This window comes from Paenibacillus sonchi, assembly GCF_016772475.1.
Lineage (GTDB): Bacteria > Bacillota > Bacilli > Paenibacillales > Paenibacillaceae > Paenibacillus_AQ > Paenibacillus_AQ sonchi.
The window spans coordinates 4,322,907-4,344,988 of record NZ_CP068595.1 but is presented as its reverse complement, the minus strand read 5'-3'; the positions used below and the strand labels follow the sequence as shown (position 1 = coordinate 4,344,988).

At 51.9% G+C, this 22,082-nt stretch carries 8 protein-coding genes and 2 pseudogenes; 5 read left to right on the top strand and 5 right to left on the bottom strand.

Annotated features, from left to right (window positions below; all coding sequences use genetic code 11):
• Positions 1 to 149 precede the first annotated feature (149 nt).
• The 4 genes and pseudogenes from JI735_RS19055 to JI735_RS19040 all read right to left on the bottom strand — a co-directional run bounded on the left by JI735_RS19055 (position 150) and on the right by JI735_RS19040 (position 5,909).
• Positions 150 to 2,204: a methyl-accepting chemotaxis protein gene (locus tag JI735_RS19055; RefSeq protein WP_202676301.1), complete on the bottom strand. Its 2,055-nt coding sequence runs from the start codon at positions 2,202 to 2,204 to the stop codon at positions 150 to 152.
• A 100-nt stretch (positions 2,205 to 2,304) separates the two neighbouring features.
• Positions 2,305 to 3,153, bottom strand: a complete 849-nt coding sequence (locus tag JI735_RS19050; RefSeq protein WP_039834639.1) for a sugar ABC transporter permease — start codon at positions 3,151 to 3,153, stop codon at positions 2,305 to 2,307.
• Positions 3,150 to 4,461: pseudogene (locus JI735_RS19045) on the bottom strand (carbohydrate ABC transporter permease). The gene JI735_RS19050 and the pseudogene JI735_RS19045 overlap by 4 nt, the downstream one beginning before the upstream one ends.
• 113 nt (positions 4,462 to 4,574) lie before the next feature.
• Positions 4,575 to 5,909: a sugar ABC transporter substrate-binding protein gene (locus JI735_RS19040; protein WP_039834638.1), complete on the bottom strand. Its 1,335-nt coding sequence runs from the start codon at positions 5,907 to 5,909 to the stop codon at positions 4,575 to 4,577.
• 813 nt (positions 5,910 to 6,722) lie between these two features.
• Here JI735_RS19040 and JI735_RS19035 point away from each other — a divergent pair.
• On the top strand, positions 6,723 to 8,468 hold the full coding sequence (locus JI735_RS19035) for an alpha-glycosidase (RefSeq protein WP_039834637.1): 1,746 nt from the start codon (positions 6,723 to 6,725) through the stop codon (positions 8,466 to 8,468).
• A 537-nt stretch (positions 8,469 to 9,005) separates the two neighbouring features.
• Here the strand turns inward: JI735_RS19035 and JI735_RS19030 are convergent.
• Positions 9,006 to 16,732: pseudogene (locus JI735_RS19030) on the bottom strand (pullulanase).
• A 644-nt stretch (positions 16,733 to 17,376) separates the two neighbouring features.
• Between JI735_RS19030 and JI735_RS19025 the strand changes: the two are divergent.
• The 4 genes from JI735_RS19025 to JI735_RS19010 all read left to right on the top strand — a co-directional run bounded on the left by JI735_RS19025 (position 17,377) and on the right by JI735_RS19010 (position 22,044).
• Positions 17,377 to 18,414 (top strand): LacI family DNA-binding transcriptional regulator, encoded by a 1,038-nt coding sequence (locus tag JI735_RS19025; RefSeq protein WP_039834634.1) that lies wholly within the window; start codon positions 17,377 to 17,379, stop codon positions 18,412 to 18,414.
• A gap of 173 nt (positions 18,415 to 18,587) precedes the next feature.
• Positions 18,588 to 18,767, top strand: coding sequence for a hypothetical protein (locus JI735_RS19020; protein ID WP_202676300.1), 180 nt, complete (start codon positions 18,588 to 18,590; stop codon positions 18,765 to 18,767).
• A gap of 126 nt (positions 18,768 to 18,893) precedes the next feature.
• Complete coding sequence (gene pgmB, locus JI735_RS19015; protein WP_039834632.1) at positions 18,894 to 19,556, top strand: beta-phosphoglucomutase; 663 nt, start codon at positions 18,894 to 18,896, stop codon at positions 19,554 to 19,556.
• Positions 19,557 to 19,725: 169 nt separating this feature from the next.
• Positions 19,726 to 22,044: a glycoside hydrolase family 65 protein gene (locus JI735_RS19010; protein ID WP_039834631.1), complete on the top strand. Its 2,319-nt coding sequence runs from the start codon at positions 19,726 to 19,728 to the stop codon at positions 22,042 to 22,044.
• The last annotated feature ends 38 nt before the right edge of the window (positions 22,045 to 22,082 follow it).

The following is a 22,082-nucleotide window of genomic DNA, read 5'->3' as shown; positions in this document are numbered from 1 at the left end:
CAGGACAAAAGCCTCTGCGCTGCCGAATGCCGGCCGCAGAGGCTGAATCTGGGATTATTGTTATCCAGGCAAATTAATCCGATATGAAGTAAGTTTCATTATACAAAAACTTATAGGATTTATCTACGCAGCACTGCGGCTTATACGGCCTAGCCGTGAAAGGAGACCAGCGACTGCTTCAATTCCTCTGCAAGCTTTTCCAGCTTGCCGGACAGCGCAACCAGTTCCTCGCTTACCGTGAACTGCTGCGAGGACATAGAAGCAACTTCTTCGGTGGAAGCACTGGTCTGCTGCACAACCGCATGGACACTGGCCATGGATTCGCCCAGCCGGTGCTGGTACTCCATCAGCTCCGTGATGGACGCCGAAGACTCATTCAAATAGCCGATGAACTGCTCCATCTCCGCACGGACCCCTTCAAATATACTGGAAGATTCCCGTACGGAGGAAATCTGCTCGCGGAAGAGCGGAGCCGTATCGCCTACCACCTGGACCGTATTTTCAATCCGGCTGCTGATCTCTTCAGTAATCTTCGATACCATCGCAATCGATTGGTTGGACTCGTCAGCCAGCCCTCTGATTTCGTTTGCGATCACGACAAAACCTCTTCCGGCCGCCCCGGCTCTAACCGCTTCTATGGAAGCATTAAGCGCCAGGATATTCGTCTGCTTGTTCACGGCAATCATCGGGGTCAGGATGCTGCGGATCAAATGGGCGCTCTCGCGCAGCTTCATGGAATTCTCCTGAATCAATTCCATCATCTGCACGGTTGATTCACTCTGGGCCACCAGTGTCTTCATCAGCTCTGCTCCCTGGTCGCTGACCGCGATCACCTTCTCTGCCGAAGCGTCCATGGCGCTGTTGATCTCCTTCACTTCCGTGATCTGGAGGTTCATCCTTTCCACGTTGCGGTTGCTGCTCTCCGCTTCCAGAGCCAGGCTCGCTGCACCATGGGCTATTTCTCCCGTAGCTGCCGCCACCTCTCTCGCATGGGTAGAGGTGACGCTGGACGCATTCACCAGCTGCTCCGAGGTAGCCAGCACCTGGGCCGCCGAACGGCTGCTCTGTCCTGCCAGCAGCGAAATCTGCTCCATCATCTTGTTGAAGCTGTGTCCCAGCCGCCCAATCTCATCCTGTCCTTTGAAATGGGTGCGCACCTGAAGATTACCCTGCTCCCCTTCCTCCATCAGCCCGGCGAGCTTGCCCAGCGGACGACCGATCAGCCGCACCAGAACGTAGCCGATAACCAGTGCAATTACTGCCGCCGCGAGGACCACCGACAGCGTTATGTAGAGCAGACGGTCGGCTGATTTCGTGAAATCACTGACCGGGGCATACCCCATCAGTGTCCACTTGGCCGTATCCAGCGGCTGATAGACCACAAGCTGAGAGGTGCCCTGCTCATTGCTGGCGGTAAACGACTGCCGCTCTCCCTCCGCTGGCTCTGCTGCCGGATGGATGTATGAGGGCTCGCCCAGCAGCTTGTTATCCGCGCCATATACAATGTTTCCGTCCGGGTCCAGAATCCGGATTTCTCCCGTAAGCCCAATATGCAGGTTGGAAAGGATATCCGTAAGCGCTTGGCCCTTAATCTCGATCAGCATGTAGTACTCCGCTTCAGGATGCTGCATATTCCGCAGTAAACGGCCCATCGTCAGCGAGGATTGGTCATACATATCGAAGAAACCTTTGGCCCGTACCGGGAACCAGACGGGATTGCCCTTGGCGGCATCAAGCTGCTTCACTCTTGCCTGGATGCCTTCAGCGCTGCGGACGGAGCTGATGCCCGTCGACTTGTAAGACTCGGCATCCACCAGGCTTTTCGACACCAGCCGGATGCCCAGGAGCCGTCCGTCGGAGCCTTTTACCGAGTCCAGCTTGCGGCGGATGCGGTCCTCAGCATCCACTTTGGCAACGGTTGCGGCTCCGGGGCGGCTCACCGTTTCCATATCTGCTTTTAGAATGGAATCCACAGCAAACTGCCGGGAGAGCGCTTCGTACTCGGCAAATAAAAAGTCCAGCTTGTCTGCTGCCTGCACTATAGACTGGGAGGAAGCCGCAGCCACCTGATCCGTGATAATGCCTTTGGCGGCATAGTAGGAGGTCAGGCCCAGGACAGAGGACAGCAGCACAATGGTACAGAACAAAATGACGAACAGCTTCATGCCTACCGATCTAAATCGCGAGTTACGCGGCTGTTTCATTACTTACTCTCTCCTCATGACAAAATAAAGGTACAGCCCTTAATAGACAACATAAAGGCTGTACCCCGTGTTTCAACAATTCATAAAGCAGGCAAAACAACTATCCTTTGCTGGCGCCCGCAGTCAAACCGTCCACGAGCAGCCGCTGCAGGAAAGCGAACAGAATCATAATCGGTACGGAAATCAGCACAGCTCCCGCTGCGAACAAGGTAAAATTGGAATTCTGCATGGTATTCACCATATCCCACATCCCGACGGCGACCGTCCAGTTATCCTTGGTCCGCAAAATCAGCTTGGCAAAGATGAAATCCACCCATGGGCCGACAAATTGAGTAAGCGCCATATAGGTAATCATCGGCCGGGAGAGCGGAAGGATAATCCGGGCAAAGATCCCGAAGTTGCTGGCTCCGTCAATCCGCGCCGCTTCATCCAGTGAACGCGGGACGGTATCCAGAAAACCCTTGGCAATCAGTGTCCCGCCCAGCGGCGCTCCTGCCGCGTAGACGATAATCAGTGCCAGATGGGTATCCAGCAGGTTGAACTCCTTGAGCAGCAAATAGATCGCAATCATACTCATGAAGCCCGGGAACATCCCGAGAATGAGCAGTACCGACATGGTAGTCTTGCGGGTTTTGAAGCGGAATCTGGATAGCGCGTAACTGGTCAGAAGGGTCAGCACCACACCGATCAGCATAGAGAATACGGCGATCTTAAGTGTATTCGCATACCAGGTCCCAAACATGTACACCGGTGAAGTGAACAGTTCCTTATAGTGGTCCAGAGTGAAGTGTTCAGGAATCAGCGTCTTGCTGTACAATGACTTACCCGGCCGGAAGGATGACAAAAGAATCCAGAGCGCCGGATAGATCGCAGCAACCGCGAGCGCAATCAGAATAATGTAACTAAAGCTGAGGCGAAAAAAGTTCGCAAGCTTGCGTCCGATGATCATTGAATCATATCCTCCTCTTGGAATGACTTGGTACGGCGGTAATTGTACAGGGAGAACCCGGCGACAATAATGAAGAGTATAATCCCTATCGCGGAAGCCATATTATTTTTGTTCTGATCCAGCGTAAGCTTGTACAGCCACGTTACCAGCAGATCCGTTGATCCGGCATACTGGTAATTCCCGTTGACCGGATTCCCCTGAGTCAGTAAGTAGATCGCATTAAAGTTGTTGATATTGCCGGCAAATTGCATAATCAGTGTAGGTGCAGTAGAGAACAAGATCATTGGAAGTGTAACAATGCGGAACTTTTGATAATTGGTAGCCCCGTCCACTTCGGCTGCTTCGTACATATCACGCGGGATTGTAGTCAGCACACCCATAATCAGCAGCATGGATACCGGAATACCTACCCACATGTTAACCATAATGACGGTAACCTTAGCCCAGAACGGATCGGTCAGCCAAGGCAGACCCCCAGCCCGAAATAGCCGAGATACTGGTTGATCGGGCCGAATTGCCCGTTGAACAGGTTGCGCATCAGCAGCAGTGAAATCATCTGCGGAATGGCATACGGCACAATCAGAATCAGTCTCCACAGACCCTTGAAGCGGATGCCTTTTTGGTTGATCAGCAGGGCAACGAGCATCCCGCCGAAATAAGTAGTTATCGTGGATAAAACCGCCCAGATGATCGTCCAGGTAAGTACCCCGTAAAAGGTATGGCTCCAGGATTTAAGGACCAGCAGATTACGGAAGGTTTCAAAACCTACCCAGTCCACCAGCTTCGCCGGCGGGATGTGGTCCGGAGCGGCGTAGTTCGTAAAGGCCAGCATGATCATAAAAATAATCGGCATGATGGTGAAGAATAAAATACCGATTCCCGGAAGCAGCAAAAAGCTCTGGGCAAATTTATAATCCAAAATGTAGCGTACGGACTGTTTGAATGTATTCGAAGGACGACCGGTTTCGCGTTCTTCTCCGGTTTTATGGGCATCCCTAATATTCATATACCAGGCAATCAGGAATAACACAAAAAACATTAAGGTAATCAGGCTTTGAATCAGAATAACGATAGAATGGTCTCCGGGCACCATTTTGGCGATCCCTTTTACCTTTTCCAGATGGCTAGGTGAATCCCCGAGTGTAGTAATCCCCAGAACGCCTCTCCCAAATTAGCAATGAAATAGACCAGAGCTCCAGCCTCTACAGCTATAAAAATAAGCCCTTTAATGAATTGGCGGTTATATATTTGTCCCAATCCCATAAAAATGGTCGACAGTATTGCGGCTCTCGTACGGTGTCGCTGCATTTCCCTTCCGTTCTCCTCTCCGCGCGGAATTCAGGAAACCGCCCGCCGCTACCCGGAGCGGCGGGCGAGTGAATTCCACTGTGTGCTATTGTTTTGCTGTTGAAAAACTGCTGTTACTTTGCAGCTGCACCGTTATTGAGGTCTTTAATTTGCTGTACTGCTTTGTCCATAGCCGCTTTAGGATCTGCATTGTTATCCCAGATTTCCGGAAGCGCTGCGTTCACAGGACTCCATACATTGCCCATTTCAGGAATGGACGGCATTGGCTGGGAGTTTTTGGCCTGCTCGGCAAAAGCAGAGATATACGGATCGCCCGTAATTTGCGGATCCTTCAGTGCTTCGTTATTGGTTGGAATCGAACCAACCAGTTTATTGAGCTCAAGCTGGGACTCCTTGCTTGAAGCAAATTCAGCATACAGCTTCGCTGCATTCGGATATTGTGTATAAGCGTTGACAGCAAAAATCTTGATGCCGGAGAACGTAATGGCCGTTTTGCCGTCGACCGTAGGTACTGGAACAACCCCCAGCTTATCGCCAAGCGCTTGCTTGTAGGCTGCAAGCTCCCAAGGACCTGTCATGTCCATAGCAACATCGCCCGAGCTGAACAAGCTGCGCTTAATGTCTGCATTGATATCACCGCTCTTGATTGGCAGTACTTCCTTCAATTTGACGAAAGTTTTCAGCCCTTCGATTGCACCTTCATTGTTCAGGCCGATATCGTCTTTGTCTGTGCCGTCTTTACCGAACAGGTAGCCGCCAGTAGAGGCGATGAAGGGATAACCAAAGTACATGTTGCCGACTTCCCACATAATTCCGTATTTGTTTTTGGCTTTGTCTGTGAACGTTTTGCCGAAGGCAATTACGTCATCGAAGGTTTTAGGCGCTTCTTTGACCAGTGATTTGTTGTAGTAAAGGGCATAGGTTTCTGCCGCTCTTGGGTATCCGTACAGCTCGCCGCCGAAGGATGAGCCCACGATGGAAGCTTCGGTGTTGGCAGCTTTGGTCTGCTCGGCAAAGATATCGTTTGGAAGCAGCAGGCTCGCGCTTGCGGCTTTGCCCAGATTGTCATGCGGGATCAGCACAACGTCAGCAGCCAGGCCGGATGGACCATCCTGCGTAAGTTTGCCTACCTGATCCGGTGGTGCCACCTCTTCAATTTTCACTGGAACGTTATATTTTGCTGTGAATTGCTTGGCGATTTCTTCGGCAAAAACTCTCTCTTCTTTACTTTCCCATACGAGCAGCGATGCACCCTCTTCCGGTTTAATGTCGCCTGCTGCCGTAGCGTCGCCGCTGTTCGCAGCATTAGTTGCTGTTGCATTATCTGCTGGCGCTGTGGTTGCCGCAGCATTTTCCCCGTTATTGCCGTTGTTGTTAGAGCTGCACGCTGTAATGGACACTGCCATTGAGAATGCTGCGGTGAGAACCATGAGCTTTTTCAATTCCATTGACTTAACCCCTCCTAAATTTGTGTGTATCTTGCATGACGCTTACGATGTTGCCAGATCTTGCGCAAACGATTTCAGGGGTTTCAAAAAATGTATGTATTTATTTGTGCCCCGTCTATAATACGCTTCGGCAAGTTCCGGAAAGCGCTTCATTACTCTATTTCATAATACAACAGTAATGAAAATTGTAAAAACGTTTGCACATAGTGTATTTAGGCATATTTGCCCATTTAACTGAAGGGAAACCGGTTTTCCTCTCTTTTTCAAAAGGAAGCTCCTATTCTTACTGATTTACGGTAAATCATTTCTGTAACTCCACGGAAAGGTCAATTTTCACCCTTTTATTGTATTTTAATGGATTTTATTATATTTTATTGCTTATTTATCCTAAAAGGAAACCGCTTTTCCACCTTTTAAAATTTTGTGCAATGGTTTGAACTAAAGTGTTGAACCCTTAATTATTCCATGCTATAATCCAAAACATTATAAGCAGCCTCATCTGCCGGACAGACATTCCTGCAAACAACTAGAAGGCAATGTAACTTCAAAAAAGGTACAACCTCGGACAAGCTACCGCCGTCAGTTGTACCTTTTTTTGCTGTGGACTGGGATGCACCCGTCAGTGCAGCTAAAGCATATCAATTATGCAAAAGTGCATAGAAGGTACACCGCCTCTGCCGCCGGTGCTGCCGAAACCCGTTTGCCCGGATGCTGTTCCGGCTGCTTATGCTTACCAACCTTAGGCGTTTGCTGCCGAAGTCCATTTTGCACAATGCTGGTCAAGGAAACAAAACTTTTAGGAGGAATTATTCAATGTTACTGGAAGCTGTCTACCACCGCCCGCGGTTAAACTGGTCCTATGCCTATGATCACGAGACGATTCATCTGCGCCTGCGCGCCAAAAAAGGGGATTTAACCGAGGTCTTCGCCTGGGCCGGCGATAAATATGCATGGGACGCTACCAAGGAGCTGATCCCGATGACACTGTTCACCTCGGATGCTATGTTCGACTATTGGGAGTGTTCTTCGGTGCCCCCGTACCGGCGGCTGAAATACGGATTTCTGCTGCAAAAAGGGCATGAGCGCATCTGGATGACAGAAAGCGAGTTTGTGACTGAGCGTCCGGCGAATCCCAACCGGCTGTTTGAATTCCCGTACATAAACCGTGGTGACGTTTTTACTCCACCCGCTTGGGTGAAGGATGCTGTTTTTTACCAGATTTTCCCTGAACGATTTGCTAATGGCGACCCCAGCCGGAATCCGGCCGATGTGCAGCCTTGGGGCGAAACGCCTACACCGGAGAACTTTTTCGGCGGCGATCTGCAAGGGGTCATTGACCATCTGGATCATTTAAGCGAGCTCGGCATAACCGGCATCTACTTCACCCCGATCTTCACCGCCACCACTAACCACAAATATGATACGGAAGACTATATGTCAGTCGATCCTCATTTCGGTGATGTAGAGACGCTGAAAAAACTGGTCGCCGCCTGCCACGAACGCGGAATCCGCGTGCTGCTGGATGCGGTGTTCAACCATTCGGGCCGAACCTTTGCCCCGTTTGTGGACGTCCTCGAAAAGGGCGAAGCTTCCCCCTTCAAAGACTGGTTCCATGTCCGTGAGTTTCCGCTGCAGGTAGTGGATAATATACCGACTTATGATGCTTTTGCATTCGAACCCCTGATGCCGAAGCTGAACACCGAGAATCCCGCTGTAAAAGAATATTTGCTGAAGGTCGCAGAATACTGGATCACCGAGGTAGGCATTGACGGCTGGCGGCTCGATGTTGCCAACGAGGTGGATTTTGAGTTCTGGCGTGATTTCCGCAAGGTTGTCAAACGGGCGAATCCGGATGCCTATATCCTGGGCGAAATCTGGCATGAATCCTCACCTTGGCTGGAAGGCGACAAATTCGACGCGGTCATGAATTATCCCTTCACCGACGCCGTGCTCGACTTTTTTGTCTTTGGCACACTGGATGCCGAAGGCTTCGCCAACGCTATTGGCAAACAGCTCTCCCGCTACCCGCTGCAAGCGAGCGAAGTAGCCTTTAACCTGCTGGACAGCCACGATACGCCGCGTCTCTTGACTCTGGCCGGAGGGGATAAAAATAAGCAAAAGCTCGCCTCTTTATTCCAGTTCACCTTCATGGGCACACCTTGCATTTATTACGGTGACGAAATCGGCATGGACGGCGAGGGCGACCCGGGCTGCCGAAAATGCATGGAGTGGAACCCGGAACAGCAGGATCTGGACCTGTTCAGCTTTTACCGCAAGCTGATTGAAATCCGCAGCAGCCATCCGGCGCTTCGCACTGGCACCTTCACCTTCCTGGAAGCCGGGCCGCAGGGAAGCAAGCTCGCCTACGAACGCCGTCTGGGCGATAACATCATCCTGGTGCTTGTCAACACAGAGGAAACGGCGCAAACCTTCTCCCTCGATGTAGAGGACCGCAACTGGGAGAACCTGTTCACCGGCGACACCCTGCGCGCCGAGCGCAGCAAGCTCTCCATCAAGCTGCCTGCCTACGGCTATGCGGTGCTTAAAGCGCTGCTGTAAGAGAACACGGCAGCTATGGTTAGGTTTAAGCAGCCAATAGTGTATCGGCTGCCGGCCCAGTCGAAGCCGAACGATCATCCGAAGCGGAAAAAGGTTAACGAATCCGTCCTGGAGCTGGGTTAGTGGGAAAAAGTACATCTAATTCGGCACATCTGGCCTTCCGGAGCTGGCTTAGTGGGAAAAAGTACATCTAATTCGGCTCGTCTGGCTTCCAGAGCTGGGTTAGTGGGAAAAAGTACCACTAATTCGGCCGTAACCAGCTATATGAGGTGAAATGTCTTAAATGAAGTGGACAAAATCCCACTAAACCTTGTTGCGGCGGGATTTTCAGCGAATTAGTTTCACTTTTTCCACTTAACGATATGAGTCTCGCAATGAGAGATGCAGGACATATATCTTCCAACACCCAAAGGGCACTCTTCCCGGTGAAGAGTGCCCTTTGGGTGTTATTTATTTACTTTGCTAATCCGCCCATGTTGCTTTACTTTGCTATTTTACTCTGTTGATTTACTCAGCTTTTGAACCCTTCCGAACAGGTTACTTTCCAAGCAATCTATAGATCACCTGGGCAGCTTCGGCCCGGGTCATCCGAGCTTCCGGTGCGAACTTGTTGGCTGCTCTGCCCTGCAGGAGTCCCTGCTCTGCTGCGGCACTCACATATGGGGCAGCCCACGAGCTGATGCTGGAAGCATCGGCAAACCGCAATACGCCATTGGCCGGTTCGAGCTTCTTGCCTTGCTTCAACTCCAGCGCCCGGATAATCATAACAGCCATCTCCTCACGGCTGATCACAGCATCCGGTGCGAACAAGTCCTTGCTGCACCCAGTCACAATCCCCTGACGGACTGCAGCCGACACATAGGAAGCATACCAGGCATCTTCCTTCACATCCGTGAATCCGCTCTGCTCTTTTGTCTTCACATCCGTGAATCCACCCTGCTCTCCCGCCTTCACATCCTGCAATGCAGCCTGACCTTCAGTCAGAAGGCTAAGCGCGCGCACAAGCAGCGCGGTGAATTCCGCACGGGTGACGGGGTTCCCGGGCTTGAACTCGGAGGCCGTAACACCTGTAATCACCTGCTTCGCGCTAAGTGACTTAATCGCTGTTTCTGCCCAATAGGCAGCCGGAACATCTGAGTAGGCTTTATTGATCACAAGCGCTGCATATGTGCTGAAATGTGTTACCCCGGCTGTAATAATATCCCCTTGCTGCGATCCCCCAACATATTGCAGTGAACTGTTGTCCCCCAAATAGTAGACACCAAGCAATACCTTATCGGGGTTCCCTTTAAGCTGGAAGGCCAGCTTGACCGGTTCTGCGAACGAGGTCACCGGGACCCGCTTACCATCCTTGCGGACAACTTCAAGTCTGAAGTCATAGAGGTCCGATGCCGCAGTTACCGACATATTATCCTTGCTAAGCCCCGCAAGCAGAGTGCTCGCCGCATTGCTTGCAAGCGGTGCCGCGCCCAATAGAATCTGCGCGCCTTCTGCATCTACTCCAGTTAAGGTTCCTTGGATTGTGCGGAGAACCTGGACAGGCAGCGTTATGGAAAGACCGCTCATTTTGAGCACCAGATCATTTGTCCCCAGCATGGCCGCAGCCTGAAGCGGAAGGAGCGCCGCTTGCTTGCCTGAAGCAAGTTCCACTGTGACTTTGCCATCCTTGCCGTTCTTTAGACTGTCCCCGTTTATAAGCTGCGTATCAGCAGCCGGGGTGGCCGTTGCCGTAATCACCGGATTCCAACCAGACCCATTTCCAGGTTCCGGCGTTGGTGTTGGCGTTGCTGTTGGCGTCGGCGACGCTGTTGCAGTTGGTGTTGGCGTAGGTGTCACCTTCGGCACAACGGCCAGTATAACCGTTCCCCCGTCACCCCTGCCCGGCAGCTCAACCCTCACTTTTTGATCCCCTGATACCGTATAGGTTTTGCCGCTGTATTCATCCACAACGGCAGCCTGTGCGGCAAAAGGAACCGGAAGGCTTACGGATACCGCCTCAGCCTTTGTATTGATAGCCGTTACAATGTTTGCTCCGTCATACTGCTTGTCAAAAGCCAGATACCCCAGCTCATCAGAGCCTGCCAGCTTGGTACGGATACCTTTGGAATAGATTTGTGAGTACTTGGCACGGATATTCAGCAGCTTCTGATAGTGATCGTGAAGCCCCTGTTCCGCACTCAGCTGATCCCATGGCATATCCCCGCGGTTCTCGCTGAACTCTCCTTTGGACAAGTCCCCGGAATTCGCACCGGAACGTCCCAGTTCTTCCCCGTAGTAAATGACCGGTTGTCCCTTTGCCGTAATCTGCAGGGCGGCAGCAATCTTCAGCTTGCTCTTGTCTCCATCCACATAATTAGACAGGAAGCCGTTTTCGTCATGGCTGCTCAGGAACTGGGCCATCATTCCGGTATTGTCCATTTGGGCCTCCCGGTGTTGCAGATACGTATCCACAACCGAGATTTTGCCGTCTGTAAAATCCTTCGCGGCGTTCTTGAAGCCGAAATCCAGCAGACCGTCCATCTGGCCGGAGTGCAGGTTGCCGCCGTCATTGTCCAGCGTGCCGCCAAAATATTCACCGGTCAGCTTGAAGGCTGGATCGATGGCGGTCAGCGCATTTTTGAACGCTTTCCAGGTTGTTCTGTCCACATGCTTCACGGTGTCCACACGGAAATAGTCAATCGTGTCTCCGCGCTCCGTCCGTGCGTTGTCCAGCCAGCCGGTTTGCCAGTCGATAAGGGTCTGGCGGACCGCCGGATCTTCGGTTTTGAAATCGGGCAGGCCTGCCAGCTCACCCTTGATCGGGTCCGTATCAGCGGATACGCCATCCTTGCGGAGCATACCGTCAAAACGCGCCTTATCCTCAGCCGTAACCCCCGGATAGTTGTCTTCGGCCTTCAGGCCGTATCCGGCATGATTCAGCACGACATCCACCATGATCTTGATGCCTTTGTCATGAGCCTTTTCGATCAGCTCTTTGAAGGTTGCCATGTCGCCCAGATGCTCATCCAGCTGAGTGAAATCTTTGGCCCAATAGCCATGGTAGCCATACTGCGTACCGTCGAAATCGGCACCTTTGTTGAAATCAATATTGTCCACAACCGGCGTAATCCACAGGGTATTGATCCCCAGCTTCTGAAGATAATCCAGGCTATCGATCATTCCGCGGAAATCCCCGCCGTGATAGGCTTCCGGGTGGGTTGTATCAACATCCGCATTGTTCGCCGCGTCCCCATCCCTGAACCGGTCCGTAAGAGTGAAGTAGATCCGCGCTTCATCCCAATCGAAATCAAGCTGTCCGCCCGTATAGGTTCTCGCCTTCACTTCAACCTGGGCAGTCCCTTTGTGCGTATTGCCATATTGATCCAGCAGGGTAATTGTAATGCTTTTTAGGCCTGCCGGCACGCTGTTCTTCACTGCAACCGTCTGCTGCAGAAGCTCTGTATCCAGCTTCACTGCTTCCGGTCCGCCGAGAGCGGACAGGTCCATATAACCATCCACGTAGGATACCTGTTCCTCTGACGCAGCTTTTACCGTAACCACTGCATTCTCATTGGAGTTGATAGCCCCCGGCTGAACTTCCGCAGTAACCGTCACCTTAGGGATATGATAGGCTACAACGGATTCCCCGTTCACGGTGTTTTTCGGGTCAGTCAGTTCTTCGGTCACTCCGTCTTTAGTTACAAGAAAACTATATTTATACGTTCCTTCCTGCACATCCTTCAGCTTATAGCTGAACCATTCCTCCGCTGCCTCATAAGCCATCGGATATTCTTTACCGTTCACTTTAACCTTGACCCCGCCGATGGTTTCCTGTTGATCTGTACGGAACAGCGCATCATCCCGGTACCGGAACGTGATCGTTCCGTCTTTCATCACCGGACCGTTAATCACCGGCTTGATATCAAGCTCTTTTACCATGCTGGTCACAATCACTTTAGTAAAAGCTTCGCCCGCCGTCAGCGGAATGACCCGGTCATCCGGATAATCCTGCTTGCCGGTATTCCAGTCCGTGCCTTTGCGGAGGACAAACCCGACACTCGTCGCATTCGGCGCCACCTCAATCAACACACTGGCCTTGCCATCCTTGAAGGTGCTGAAATCGATCTGATCGTTCTTCACACCTGTATTCCACACCCAGAGATTCCAGCCGGCGTAATCCTTGTCGTCACGGACGTAGGTAATTTGCACATACCGTTTGGTGTCTACCGGCTCTTTGGTCACTTCCACGTTCACCTTGGCAGAGAGTCCGCCATATGTGATTGTTATTGTGGCTGTTCCCGGCTTCACGCCTTTGACCAGTCCTTTGCTTGTCACCGTGGCAACCGCCGGGTTGCTCGATATATAGGCTGCTGCATTCGTAACCGTTCTTGCGCTGCCGTCTTCGTATTTGGCTGTTACAGCTGTCTGATGCGTGCTGCCGGCCTGAAGCGCATATCCCGTACTGTCCGTTCCCAGAGAAGCCAGAACAGCGGCGGCGGCATCCTTACGGATGACCACAGCAGTAAGAGGGTCCAGGGTAATTGAAGTTGACGTTAGCGTGAAGCCGCTCAGGCTTTCCGCAGGAATCGCCTTCACTCCGGCCTGATCATTGTCCACAAGCACCTGGCCTCCGGTTAAATCCTCGGAAAGGGTCAAAGTTCTGGCAGCATTGTCACCGTTCATGAAAACATAGTAGAGTCCGGTTCCGTCAGTCGCTTTATTCTTGTAGCCGATCACCAGATCGGTTGCTTTGATTTCCGGTGCTGTGATCAGATTGACATTCGTGTCCACCAGATTTTTATCGCCAAGCCGGAAGGCATCGGTGGATTTTCTCAACTGAATGAGCCCGGAGGTGTATGCCCTTGTCGTATTCTGAACCGGGTAATTCACTTCGTCCGACGCTTTGGCCCAGTCGAACATGTTGACCGCATCCGACGAATCATAGGAATCATGGATAAAATAGCCAAAGGACTGTCCGTTCGCACCCTTTATTTCCGTATATTTCTGTTCCGGAATTCCGGCTGCCTTCCACTGCTTCGTGCGTCCATACTCCTGGCCTGCCTGTATGAAGGCTGTGCCTTGGGAGGTCATCTCCAGCAGATTGCCCAGCCGGATCCGCTGCTGAATTTCCAGCTCATCAGCAGGAATTGACGGGTCCTTTTTAATCGAATACGCAATGACATCATGCAGCGTCAGATTGTCATGGGCCTCGATGTACGGCACAACATCTCCCGGATCATCGGCCGGAATATTCGAAGGCCGGGCTGTGATATTGTTGAAAATCGTGGCGATAGAGCGGGCTCCCCCGTAATAAATCGGGGCTCTCCTTCCAAGCCATGGCCGGACTTCAGCTCATTGCGGAATTCATCGGAAAATACGCCAACGCTGTCCGTTTTGTCCATCCATGCCTGATCTGCGGCTTTGCCGGCCAGTGCCGGATCGGAGGCATCCCCGGCGAAGGTTTTCCAGCCTTCACCGATGAACAGCGCCTTCGGATTGATAGCTTCAGCGGCATCATAAGCCGCCTGAACGGCATCGTAGGTGGCATCGCCCATCATGTCCCAGCGCATACCGTCTATTTTGTATTCGCTGAACCAGTATTTGACCGAATCCACCATCAGCTTCTCGGCCATCTTGTGGCTGGTCGCCAGATTGTTGCCGAAACCGCCGACAAAGTTGCCGTTCGCATCCTGAAAAGCGTAGTAATTCGGTACGATATCATCCAGAAAATCCTTCTTCGCCATATGGGTATAGACGACATCCAGAATCACACCCATACCCGCTTCATGGACTGCATCAATCAGGCCCTTCAGCTCTTTGATCCGCTCTTCGGGATCAGCAGGCTGCTGCGAATAGGCGCCATCCGGCGAGAAATAACTATGGGGATCATACCCCCAGTTGTATTCATTGTTTTGGGTGGAATAGCCGGACTCCCGGTGGGTCATCTGCGTTTCGTCCCCGTTGTACCAGGCCATGACCGGCATCAGTTGAATGTGGGTGATGCCCAGGGATTTGATATAATCCAGCTTTTTCGCAAAAGCCGCATACGAGCCCCAGCGCTCGCCGCCCAGTTCGCTTTCAATCGACACGTCAGAGGTGAAATCCCGCACATGGACTTCATAAATAACAGCATCCTCGCGTTTCTCGTAGCCAGGGATATCCCCGGCCCGGTAGTCCGGCGGGTTCGTGCCGCTCAGGTCAACGATAGCCGCCTTGCCGACCGTATCCCCGTCAGGTCCTGCCGCCCCCGTGGAGTCCACGGTGAACACAGCCATTGACTTGGCATAAGGATCAAGCACCGGCTTGGTTACGCCGTTATTGGTCACCTCATACTGATAGTAGTAGCCACGCACATCCTCTGCTGCAGCAGCCTTACTCAGATCAGACGGCTTCAGCTCTGCCGACCAGACGCCTTTATCGCCTAGAGTCAGGCTTACTTGGCCCACCTGCTGTGAGGCATCTGTCTTGCTGTACACATTTGCAACGACACTGCTGGCTATAGGTGCCCACAGCTTCAAAGTAGCCGATTGGTCCGCCGGGTGATAGGTAGCGCCCAGATCGTCTCCGGTGTAATTGTACATTTCATCAATCATCCGCCAGCCTGCGGAAGCGGATACATTTTTCCCGGAATAAGCTACGCTCAGCGGAGCCTTCTCCAGCGCAAAAGCGGCTGTGTCCACCTCAACCGAAGTCGTGCTTTTTATCGCTGCGGCAGTGACTGGAACCGGAGTGCCCTCTTTGTCCGTTACCGTAATGGAGGACTTTAACCCGGCAGCATCCAGTCCGTCGGTTAATGTGAAGGTGAGCAGAATTTTGCGGGTCGAGAGGATTTCCGCCGACACCAGGCTCACGGGCTGCTCGCCAAACGGGGATACATATACATGGTCATCCCCCTGTTTGATCCACAGCTGATTGTAGCGGTCCAGCAGCCTGAAGGTTTTGTCGCCTCCGTCTTTATCGCCGCTGGAGCGGTTGACCACCAGAAAGCCTATTTTTTGGGCATCCGCTTTTAGCGGAACATCCACATAGGCCCCGTAAGCATCGGTATGCTCCGCAAGAAAAGGAACGGCATCACCCGGCCAGGTTACCGGTTCAGAGGCTACCTCATCCCACAGCCATAAGCCGTACTGGCTCCAATTGCTGTCTGCTCTCGCATAATGAACCCGGACCGTATCGGCCGGCAATACAACCGGTTCATACGGCGTCACGGTATCCGAGCCTTCCTTAACCCACACCTCATTGGTCTGCGGCGTATTGATTATGAACAGTTTGTTGCCTCCGTCTTTGGCCTCCGTACTGCGGTTGACGACGAGGAACGAGACTTTTTTCGCTCCCGCCTTCAGCAGCACATCGACATAAGCTCCATAAGCATCGGTCTGCCCTTCAGGAAAAGGGGTTGCACCTGACGGCCAGCTCGCGGATGGCGCAGCCACATCATCCCACATCCACAGCCCCAGACCGGCATAATCCCCGGCTGTCCGGCTATAATGAATCCGCAGCTGCCCCTCCGGTACAGGAGCGGCTGCTCCTGGAGCATTCGGCACGGTAAAAGAGGCTTTCACCCCGTGATCCTGCGCGTTAAACGTAAAGGTGACTTTTGAAGCGGCAGGAAGGTTCAGCTTCTGCTCCCCGCCAGGATAGAACATATCCGTATCTGGTGTATCTCCGGGAACATAGACTCTATAGGCATATTCCCCTGCGGGAAGTTCAGCCGACCGTTCATAGACTCCATCCAAATCCGGATCAGACAACGTGGCTTTCGCATCAGCCGGAGAAGAATCCTGGGCATCGCCAAGCTCCGTTTGCAGAGTGCCGGTCAGCCTGGGCAGCTTATCAGCCTCAACCGGTGTGTAGTACGTGGAATCTGCAATTTTTTTCGTGAGGTCATTATAATAAAAGGTGACGCTGGTCTCGGCAGCAAGCGATATCTGAATATTGCCGTCCTTATTGACCCCTGCGGAATTGGTATAATTGCCGTATCCGTAGCTTTCCTCCCAGCTGCCATTCAACGCGATCTTGTACTCATAGACGCCGGCGGGCAATATGCCCGTGAACCTGTACAGGCCATTGTCCACATAGGTCATCTCAGTTACGCTGGCAGCAGGGTCCCAGTCCCCCGCAGGCTCGGCTTCCGTGGATAATTCCGATTGAAGGCTGCCTACAAGCACTACCTTGGACGCTGCCGCATTCACCACGCTGCCTGGATAAAAAGAAAAATAGGAACATACAAGCACCACAATCATACTAACCGAGAATGCCTTCTTGCCCCATAATGCCCATTTCATTATTGCGGATACCCCCCATAATTGAATTTTGACCTCAAGCCACTCAACCCTGCTCCCTTTGTTTCCCCTCCTCCTGTCAGAATATATCAGTGCTGCCCTCTGAATCACTTGTTCATGCGCAAACGTTTGCGATTAACGGAATGCATACTTGATTTCATCAATTCAAACATTGATACAGAATGGCAGCCCAAAAACAGCAAATGTAAGCGCTTTTTCTATTATGTCCACCATACTAATCCAGTATCTGGAATGTTGTCAACCTCCATTTCGAATAGTGCGCAGCGTCCGCTTCACCTATCCAGATTGCATTTGCATAAAATCACACCCTGAAATTGCACAATTTTGCACAGATTTAGAATATAGCAACATTAAAATAAGTCTTATCCTGCTTAAGCTAAAGCGGATTGTTTCGTTTGCACTTCCTTAACAAACATGCCCCCCCTTACTTGGCCCATCCTGAAACATCAGCATCCCTTCCCTTTGTATAATCGTCTGTACCAGAGAGAAGTTCAGGGGACTGCTATTTCCCTCTCTCCAGCAGGACTGCTGCAAATATCCCTGAAAAGGAGTTTTCACTATTTACAATTAACAGCACTTCGATTAATATTACAGAGTAAAGCAAACGGTTCCATGAGGAGGTTTCTATGACAGTTACCATCAAGGATGTGGCTAAGAAAGCGGGAGTATCTCCCTCCACTGTATCCCGGGTGTTGTCAGGTCATCCCAGAATTAGCCTAGAAACTTCCCGTAAAGTCAAAGAGATTATGGAGGAAATGGGCTACACTCCGAATATGATGGCCAAAAGCCTGGTATCGAAGACCACGAACAGCATTTGCATCATTCTACCGAAGCCGGCTGAAGAGCTGTTCTCCAATTTATTTTTTATGGAATTAATCCGCGGGATCGTTACACAGTCCAGCCGTTCCGGCTATGATGTGCTGATCAGCTCCGGCGCGAACGAGAAGGAAGAGCTGGAATCTGTATCCCGGCTGCTCAAGGGGCGCCGTGTTGACGGCGTTATTCTGCTGTATTCACGCAAAGATGATGCCGTGATTGATTTTCTGGAAACGGGTGGCTATCCCTTTGTTCTGGTAGGACGAAGTGACCGCTATGAGGATATTTTATCGGTGGATAATGATAATATCATGGCTTCTTTCGATGCTACCAACCACTTAATTTCCATGGGACATGAACGCATTGGTTTCGTAAGCGGGCCGCCCAATCTCATCGTTTCACGCGACCGGCTGGAAGGCTACCGCAAAGCGATGGCAAACAGCGGACTGGAAATGCGGGCAGAATGGATTGTCGAAGGCGAGTTTCTGCAGGACAGCGGCTACAGGGCGATGTCTTTTTTCATGAATCTCCCGAACCGTCCCACAGCACTCGTCGCAGTCGATGATATGGTTTCATTCGGTGTGCTGAGAGGGCTTAATGAGCTGAACTACAAAGTTCCTGAGGATCTGGCGATCGTCAGCTTTAACAATATTCCATTGTCGGAATTGTCCAGCCCACCAATCAGCAGTATCGATATCGGCATTTATCATCTTGGCTACACAGCTTCCCAGGTGCTGATCCAGAGCATCCAGAAGCCGGATAACCATGACGGATACACGAACCGGTTCGTGATTCCCCACCGCTTGATCGTCAGAGAGTCATCCATGCACTCACCCGTGAAAAAATGATTTGGGAACAAAATAAATGAAGCAACCGATGCTTCATTTATTTTTTCGAAACTTGTACAAACGTTTGCGCTACATAAAAAGTCTTCTTTCGTAACACTAACAACAGGCGCATTGTTGTATGTTGTGCAGGATTTCAGCCAGTTTGGCGGGTTCAGCCCCCAGATTGTTGCACGGTGTGCAGGATTCCAGCCAGTTTGGCGGGTTCAGCCCCCAGATTGTTGCACGGTGTGCAGGATTTCAGCCAGTTTGACGGGTTCAGCCCCGGATTGTTGTATGTTGTGCAGGATTTCAACCAGTTTGGCGGGTTCAGCCCCCAGATTGTTGTACGGCGTGCAGGATTTTTACAGGTTTAACGCAATGGCTGAATTTTCACTTCATCATCATGACAATTCGTATGATCCACTCTTCCCCTTTTGCAAAGGCATTGTACGATGCAACAGCAGGGAGCCGGAGCTTACACTACTTTTAGGAGGTTCAATATGTCAGAAATCAAAGCCTGTTTGTTCGATCTGGACGGCGTACTCGTCGACACCGCCAAATATCATTACATCGCCTGGAGAGAGCTGGCCGAGCAGCTTGGCTTCGTCTTCACTGAGAAAGACAATGAACGGCTCAAGGGCGTCAGCCGGACGGCTTCGTTGAACATTCTGCTGGAAATCGGCGGACTAACCCTAGACGAAACCCGCAAGGCCGAACTAGCCGAGCAGAAAAACAACCGGTACGTCGAGTACATCGCCAAGATGGACAGTTCGGAAATTCTCCCGGGTGCACTGGATTTTCTCAAGGAATGCCGTGCCCAAGGCATCAAAACGGCTCTCGGCTCGGCGAGCAAAAATGCAATGCTGATCCTGAACAACACCGGCCTTACCCCTTATTTCGATGCCATCATCGACGGTACGCATACCAGCGCCGCCAAACCCGATCCCGAGGTTTTCCTCCTCGGAGCCAGAGCAACCTACACTGAGCCCGGGCAATGCGTCGTCTTCGAGGATGCGGAAGCCGGCATCACCGCCGCCATCCGCGCCGGCATGCGCAGCGTAGGAATTGGCTCGCCCGAAACTCTGGGAGCTGCCAACCTTGTGGTCCCTTCGCTGGCGCACATCAGCGTTGCAGCCCTCAGGGAATCATTTGCAGGTGTTTGACGAACATTAACAGTTATAGGCAATGCGAGTCACTTCTGCCCTACTTTCTATAATAGAACTATGTGTGAGAACTGGAGTTACGTGATAGCTGAGCGGCTTAACACGTAACCTGCAACGTCGAACGGATAGTTCCATTTATATCATCCCCTATCTAAAAGGAGCGGTACTTATGAAACAATATTTAAAAATCGACGAATGGTCCATTATCGAAGAATCCTTTGATCCGCAGACCCAGGAAATTTCCGAAAGCGTCTTTAGCATCGGCAACGGGTATATGGGCGGACGCGCCAATTTTGAAGAGCAGTACAGCGGGCACAGCCTGCAGGGCAGCTATATGGCCGGCGTCTACTACCCCGACAAAACACGGGTGGGCTGGTGGAAAAACGGCTATCCGGAGTATTTTGCCAAGGTGCTGAACAGCACGAACTGGATCGGCATCAACATTGATATTGACGGCACACCGCTGGATCTGGCAGCCTGCACCGTCAGCGACTTCCGCCGGGAGCTTAACATGAAGGAAGGCACATTGTCCCGCAGCTTCACCGCAGTTACGGCTGAAGGCAAGGAAGTCCGGGTCGACAGCCTCCGTATTGTCAGCATGGCCCGCCGTGAGATTGGCGCCATCCGGTACTCGATCAGCCCGGTTAATTTTGCCGGTGAGCTAACCATTACCCCTTACCTGGACGGCGACATCAAGAACAAAGACGCCAACTACGACGAGAAGTTCTGGAATGAAGTGGAGAAAAAAAGCGGACCGGATGGCGGACATCTGACACTGAAGACCAAAAAACTTGATTTTCACGTCACCTCTGCCTATCTCTTCGACATCCTCCTGAACGGGGATAAGCTGACCCGTGAAGCCGTTACCCTCGAGGAAGAGAAATATGTAGCCAGCAAAGTAAGCTTCCCGGTAAAATCCGGCGATCAGGTGGTTATTTATAAATATGCTGCCAATGTCACCTCCCGCAATCACGGGCTGGGCCAGCTGGTTGAAGCAGCAGAAACCGCACTGCACAGCGCGCGGGAGGCCGGTTTTGCGGCGCTTCTGACCGAACAGGCTGAGGCCTGGAAGGATAAGTGGAAGGAAAGCGACATTATCATTGAAGGCGATGTATCCGCGCAGCAGGCGATCCGGTTCAATATTTTCCAGCTGAATCAGACCTATACCGGTGAAGACGACCGGCTGAACATTGGACCTAAGGGCTTCACCGGGGAAAAATACGGCGGCAGCACCTATTGGGATACTGAAGCTTATTGTGTGCCATTCTACTTAAGTACTGCCGATTCTTCGATTGCCCGCAACCTGCTGATCTACCGTTACAAGCATCTGGAGAAGGCAAAGGAAAACGCCCGCAAGCTCGGCTTCAAAAAAGGCGCGCTGTATCCAATGGTAACGATGAACGGCGAGGAGTGCCACAACGAGTGGGAGATTACATTTGAAGAGATCCACCGCAACGGCGCCATTGCTTATGCAATCTATAACTATGTGAATTACACCGGAGACCAAGCCTATCTTGGCCAATACGGCCTGGAGGTGCTGGTGGAAATCTCCCGGTTCTGGGAGGAACGCGTGCACTACGTGCCGCACAAGGACAAATATGTAATGCTCGGTGTCACCGGCCCGAACGAATACGAGAACAACGTCAACAACAACTGGTATACGAACCGGATGGCCTCCTGGACGATGGAATACACCCTGGAAGCGCTGGCGTATCTGCAGGAGAATGAATCCGCCCGTTATGCGGAGCTTGTCGACAAGCTGGAGCTGGCAGAGGATGAAACTGCAAAGTGGAACGACATTATCGCCAAAATGTACTATGCAGCCGATGAGGAACTCGGCATCTTCCTGCAGCAGGACGGCTTCCTCGACAAGGAGATCATCCAGGTCAAGGATGTGCTGCCGGAGAACCTTCCGCTGAACCAAAAATGGTCCTGGGACCGCATTCTGCGCTCCTGCTTCATCAAACAGGCCGATGTGCTGCAGGGACTCTATTTCCTCGGCGACCGTTATGATCTGGAGACCAAAAAGCGGAATTTCGACTTTTATGAGCCGATTACCGTCCATGAGTCCTCCCTCTCCCCTTGCATCCATGCAATTCTCGCCTGTGAGCTGGGATACAAGGAAAAGGCGTATGAAATGTACCTGCGCACATCGAGACTGGATCTCGACAATTACAACAACGATACGGAAGACGGCTGCCATACCACCAGCATGGCCGGAACCTGGATGTCGATCGTGCATGGCTTTGGCGGACTGCGGGTGCAGGCTGACCGGCTGATCCTGAATCCTTCCAATCCGGGCCACTGGACAGCTTATTCGTTCAAAATCATGTTCCGCGGCTCCCGCCTGAAGGTGAGTGTAACCGATGTGCAGGTTACAGTGGTCAATGAAACGGATATTCCGGCGTCCATCACGATTTACGGCAAGGACTATACGGTGAACGGGCTGAGCAGCGTTACTGCTGAAGGCTCATCCGTTACGGTGTAATTGCTGCTGCCCCGGAGGCTTAGTTCCTTCGGGGCTGT

What these genes read in the sequence shown, in the direction of transcription:
- JI735_RS19055 (WP_202676301.1), bottom strand. Translation starts at nt 2,204, where the DNA reads ATGAAACAGCCGCGTAACTCGCGATTTAGATCGGTAGGCATGAAGCTG.
- JI735_RS19050 (WP_039834639.1), bottom strand. Translation starts at nt 3,153, where the DNA reads ATGATCATCGGACGCAAGCTTGCGAACTTTTTTCGCCTCAGCTTTAGT.
- JI735_RS19040 (WP_039834638.1), bottom strand. Translation starts at nt 5,909, where the DNA reads ATGGAATTGAAAAAGCTCATGGTTCTCACCGCAGCATTCTCAATGGCA.
- JI735_RS19035 (WP_039834637.1), top strand. Translation starts at nt 6,723, where the DNA reads ATGTTACTGGAAGCTGTCTACCACCGCCCGCGGTTAAACTGGTCCTAT.
- JI735_RS19025 (WP_039834634.1), top strand. Translation starts at nt 17,377, where the DNA reads ATGACAGTTACCATCAAGGATGTGGCTAAGAAAGCGGGAGTATCTCCC.
- pgmB (WP_039834632.1), top strand. Translation starts at nt 18,894, where the DNA reads ATGTCAGAAATCAAAGCCTGTTTGTTCGATCTGGACGGCGTACTCGTC.
- JI735_RS19010 (WP_039834631.1), top strand. Translation starts at nt 19,726, where the DNA reads ATGAAACAATATTTAAAAATCGACGAATGGTCCATTATCGAAGAATCC.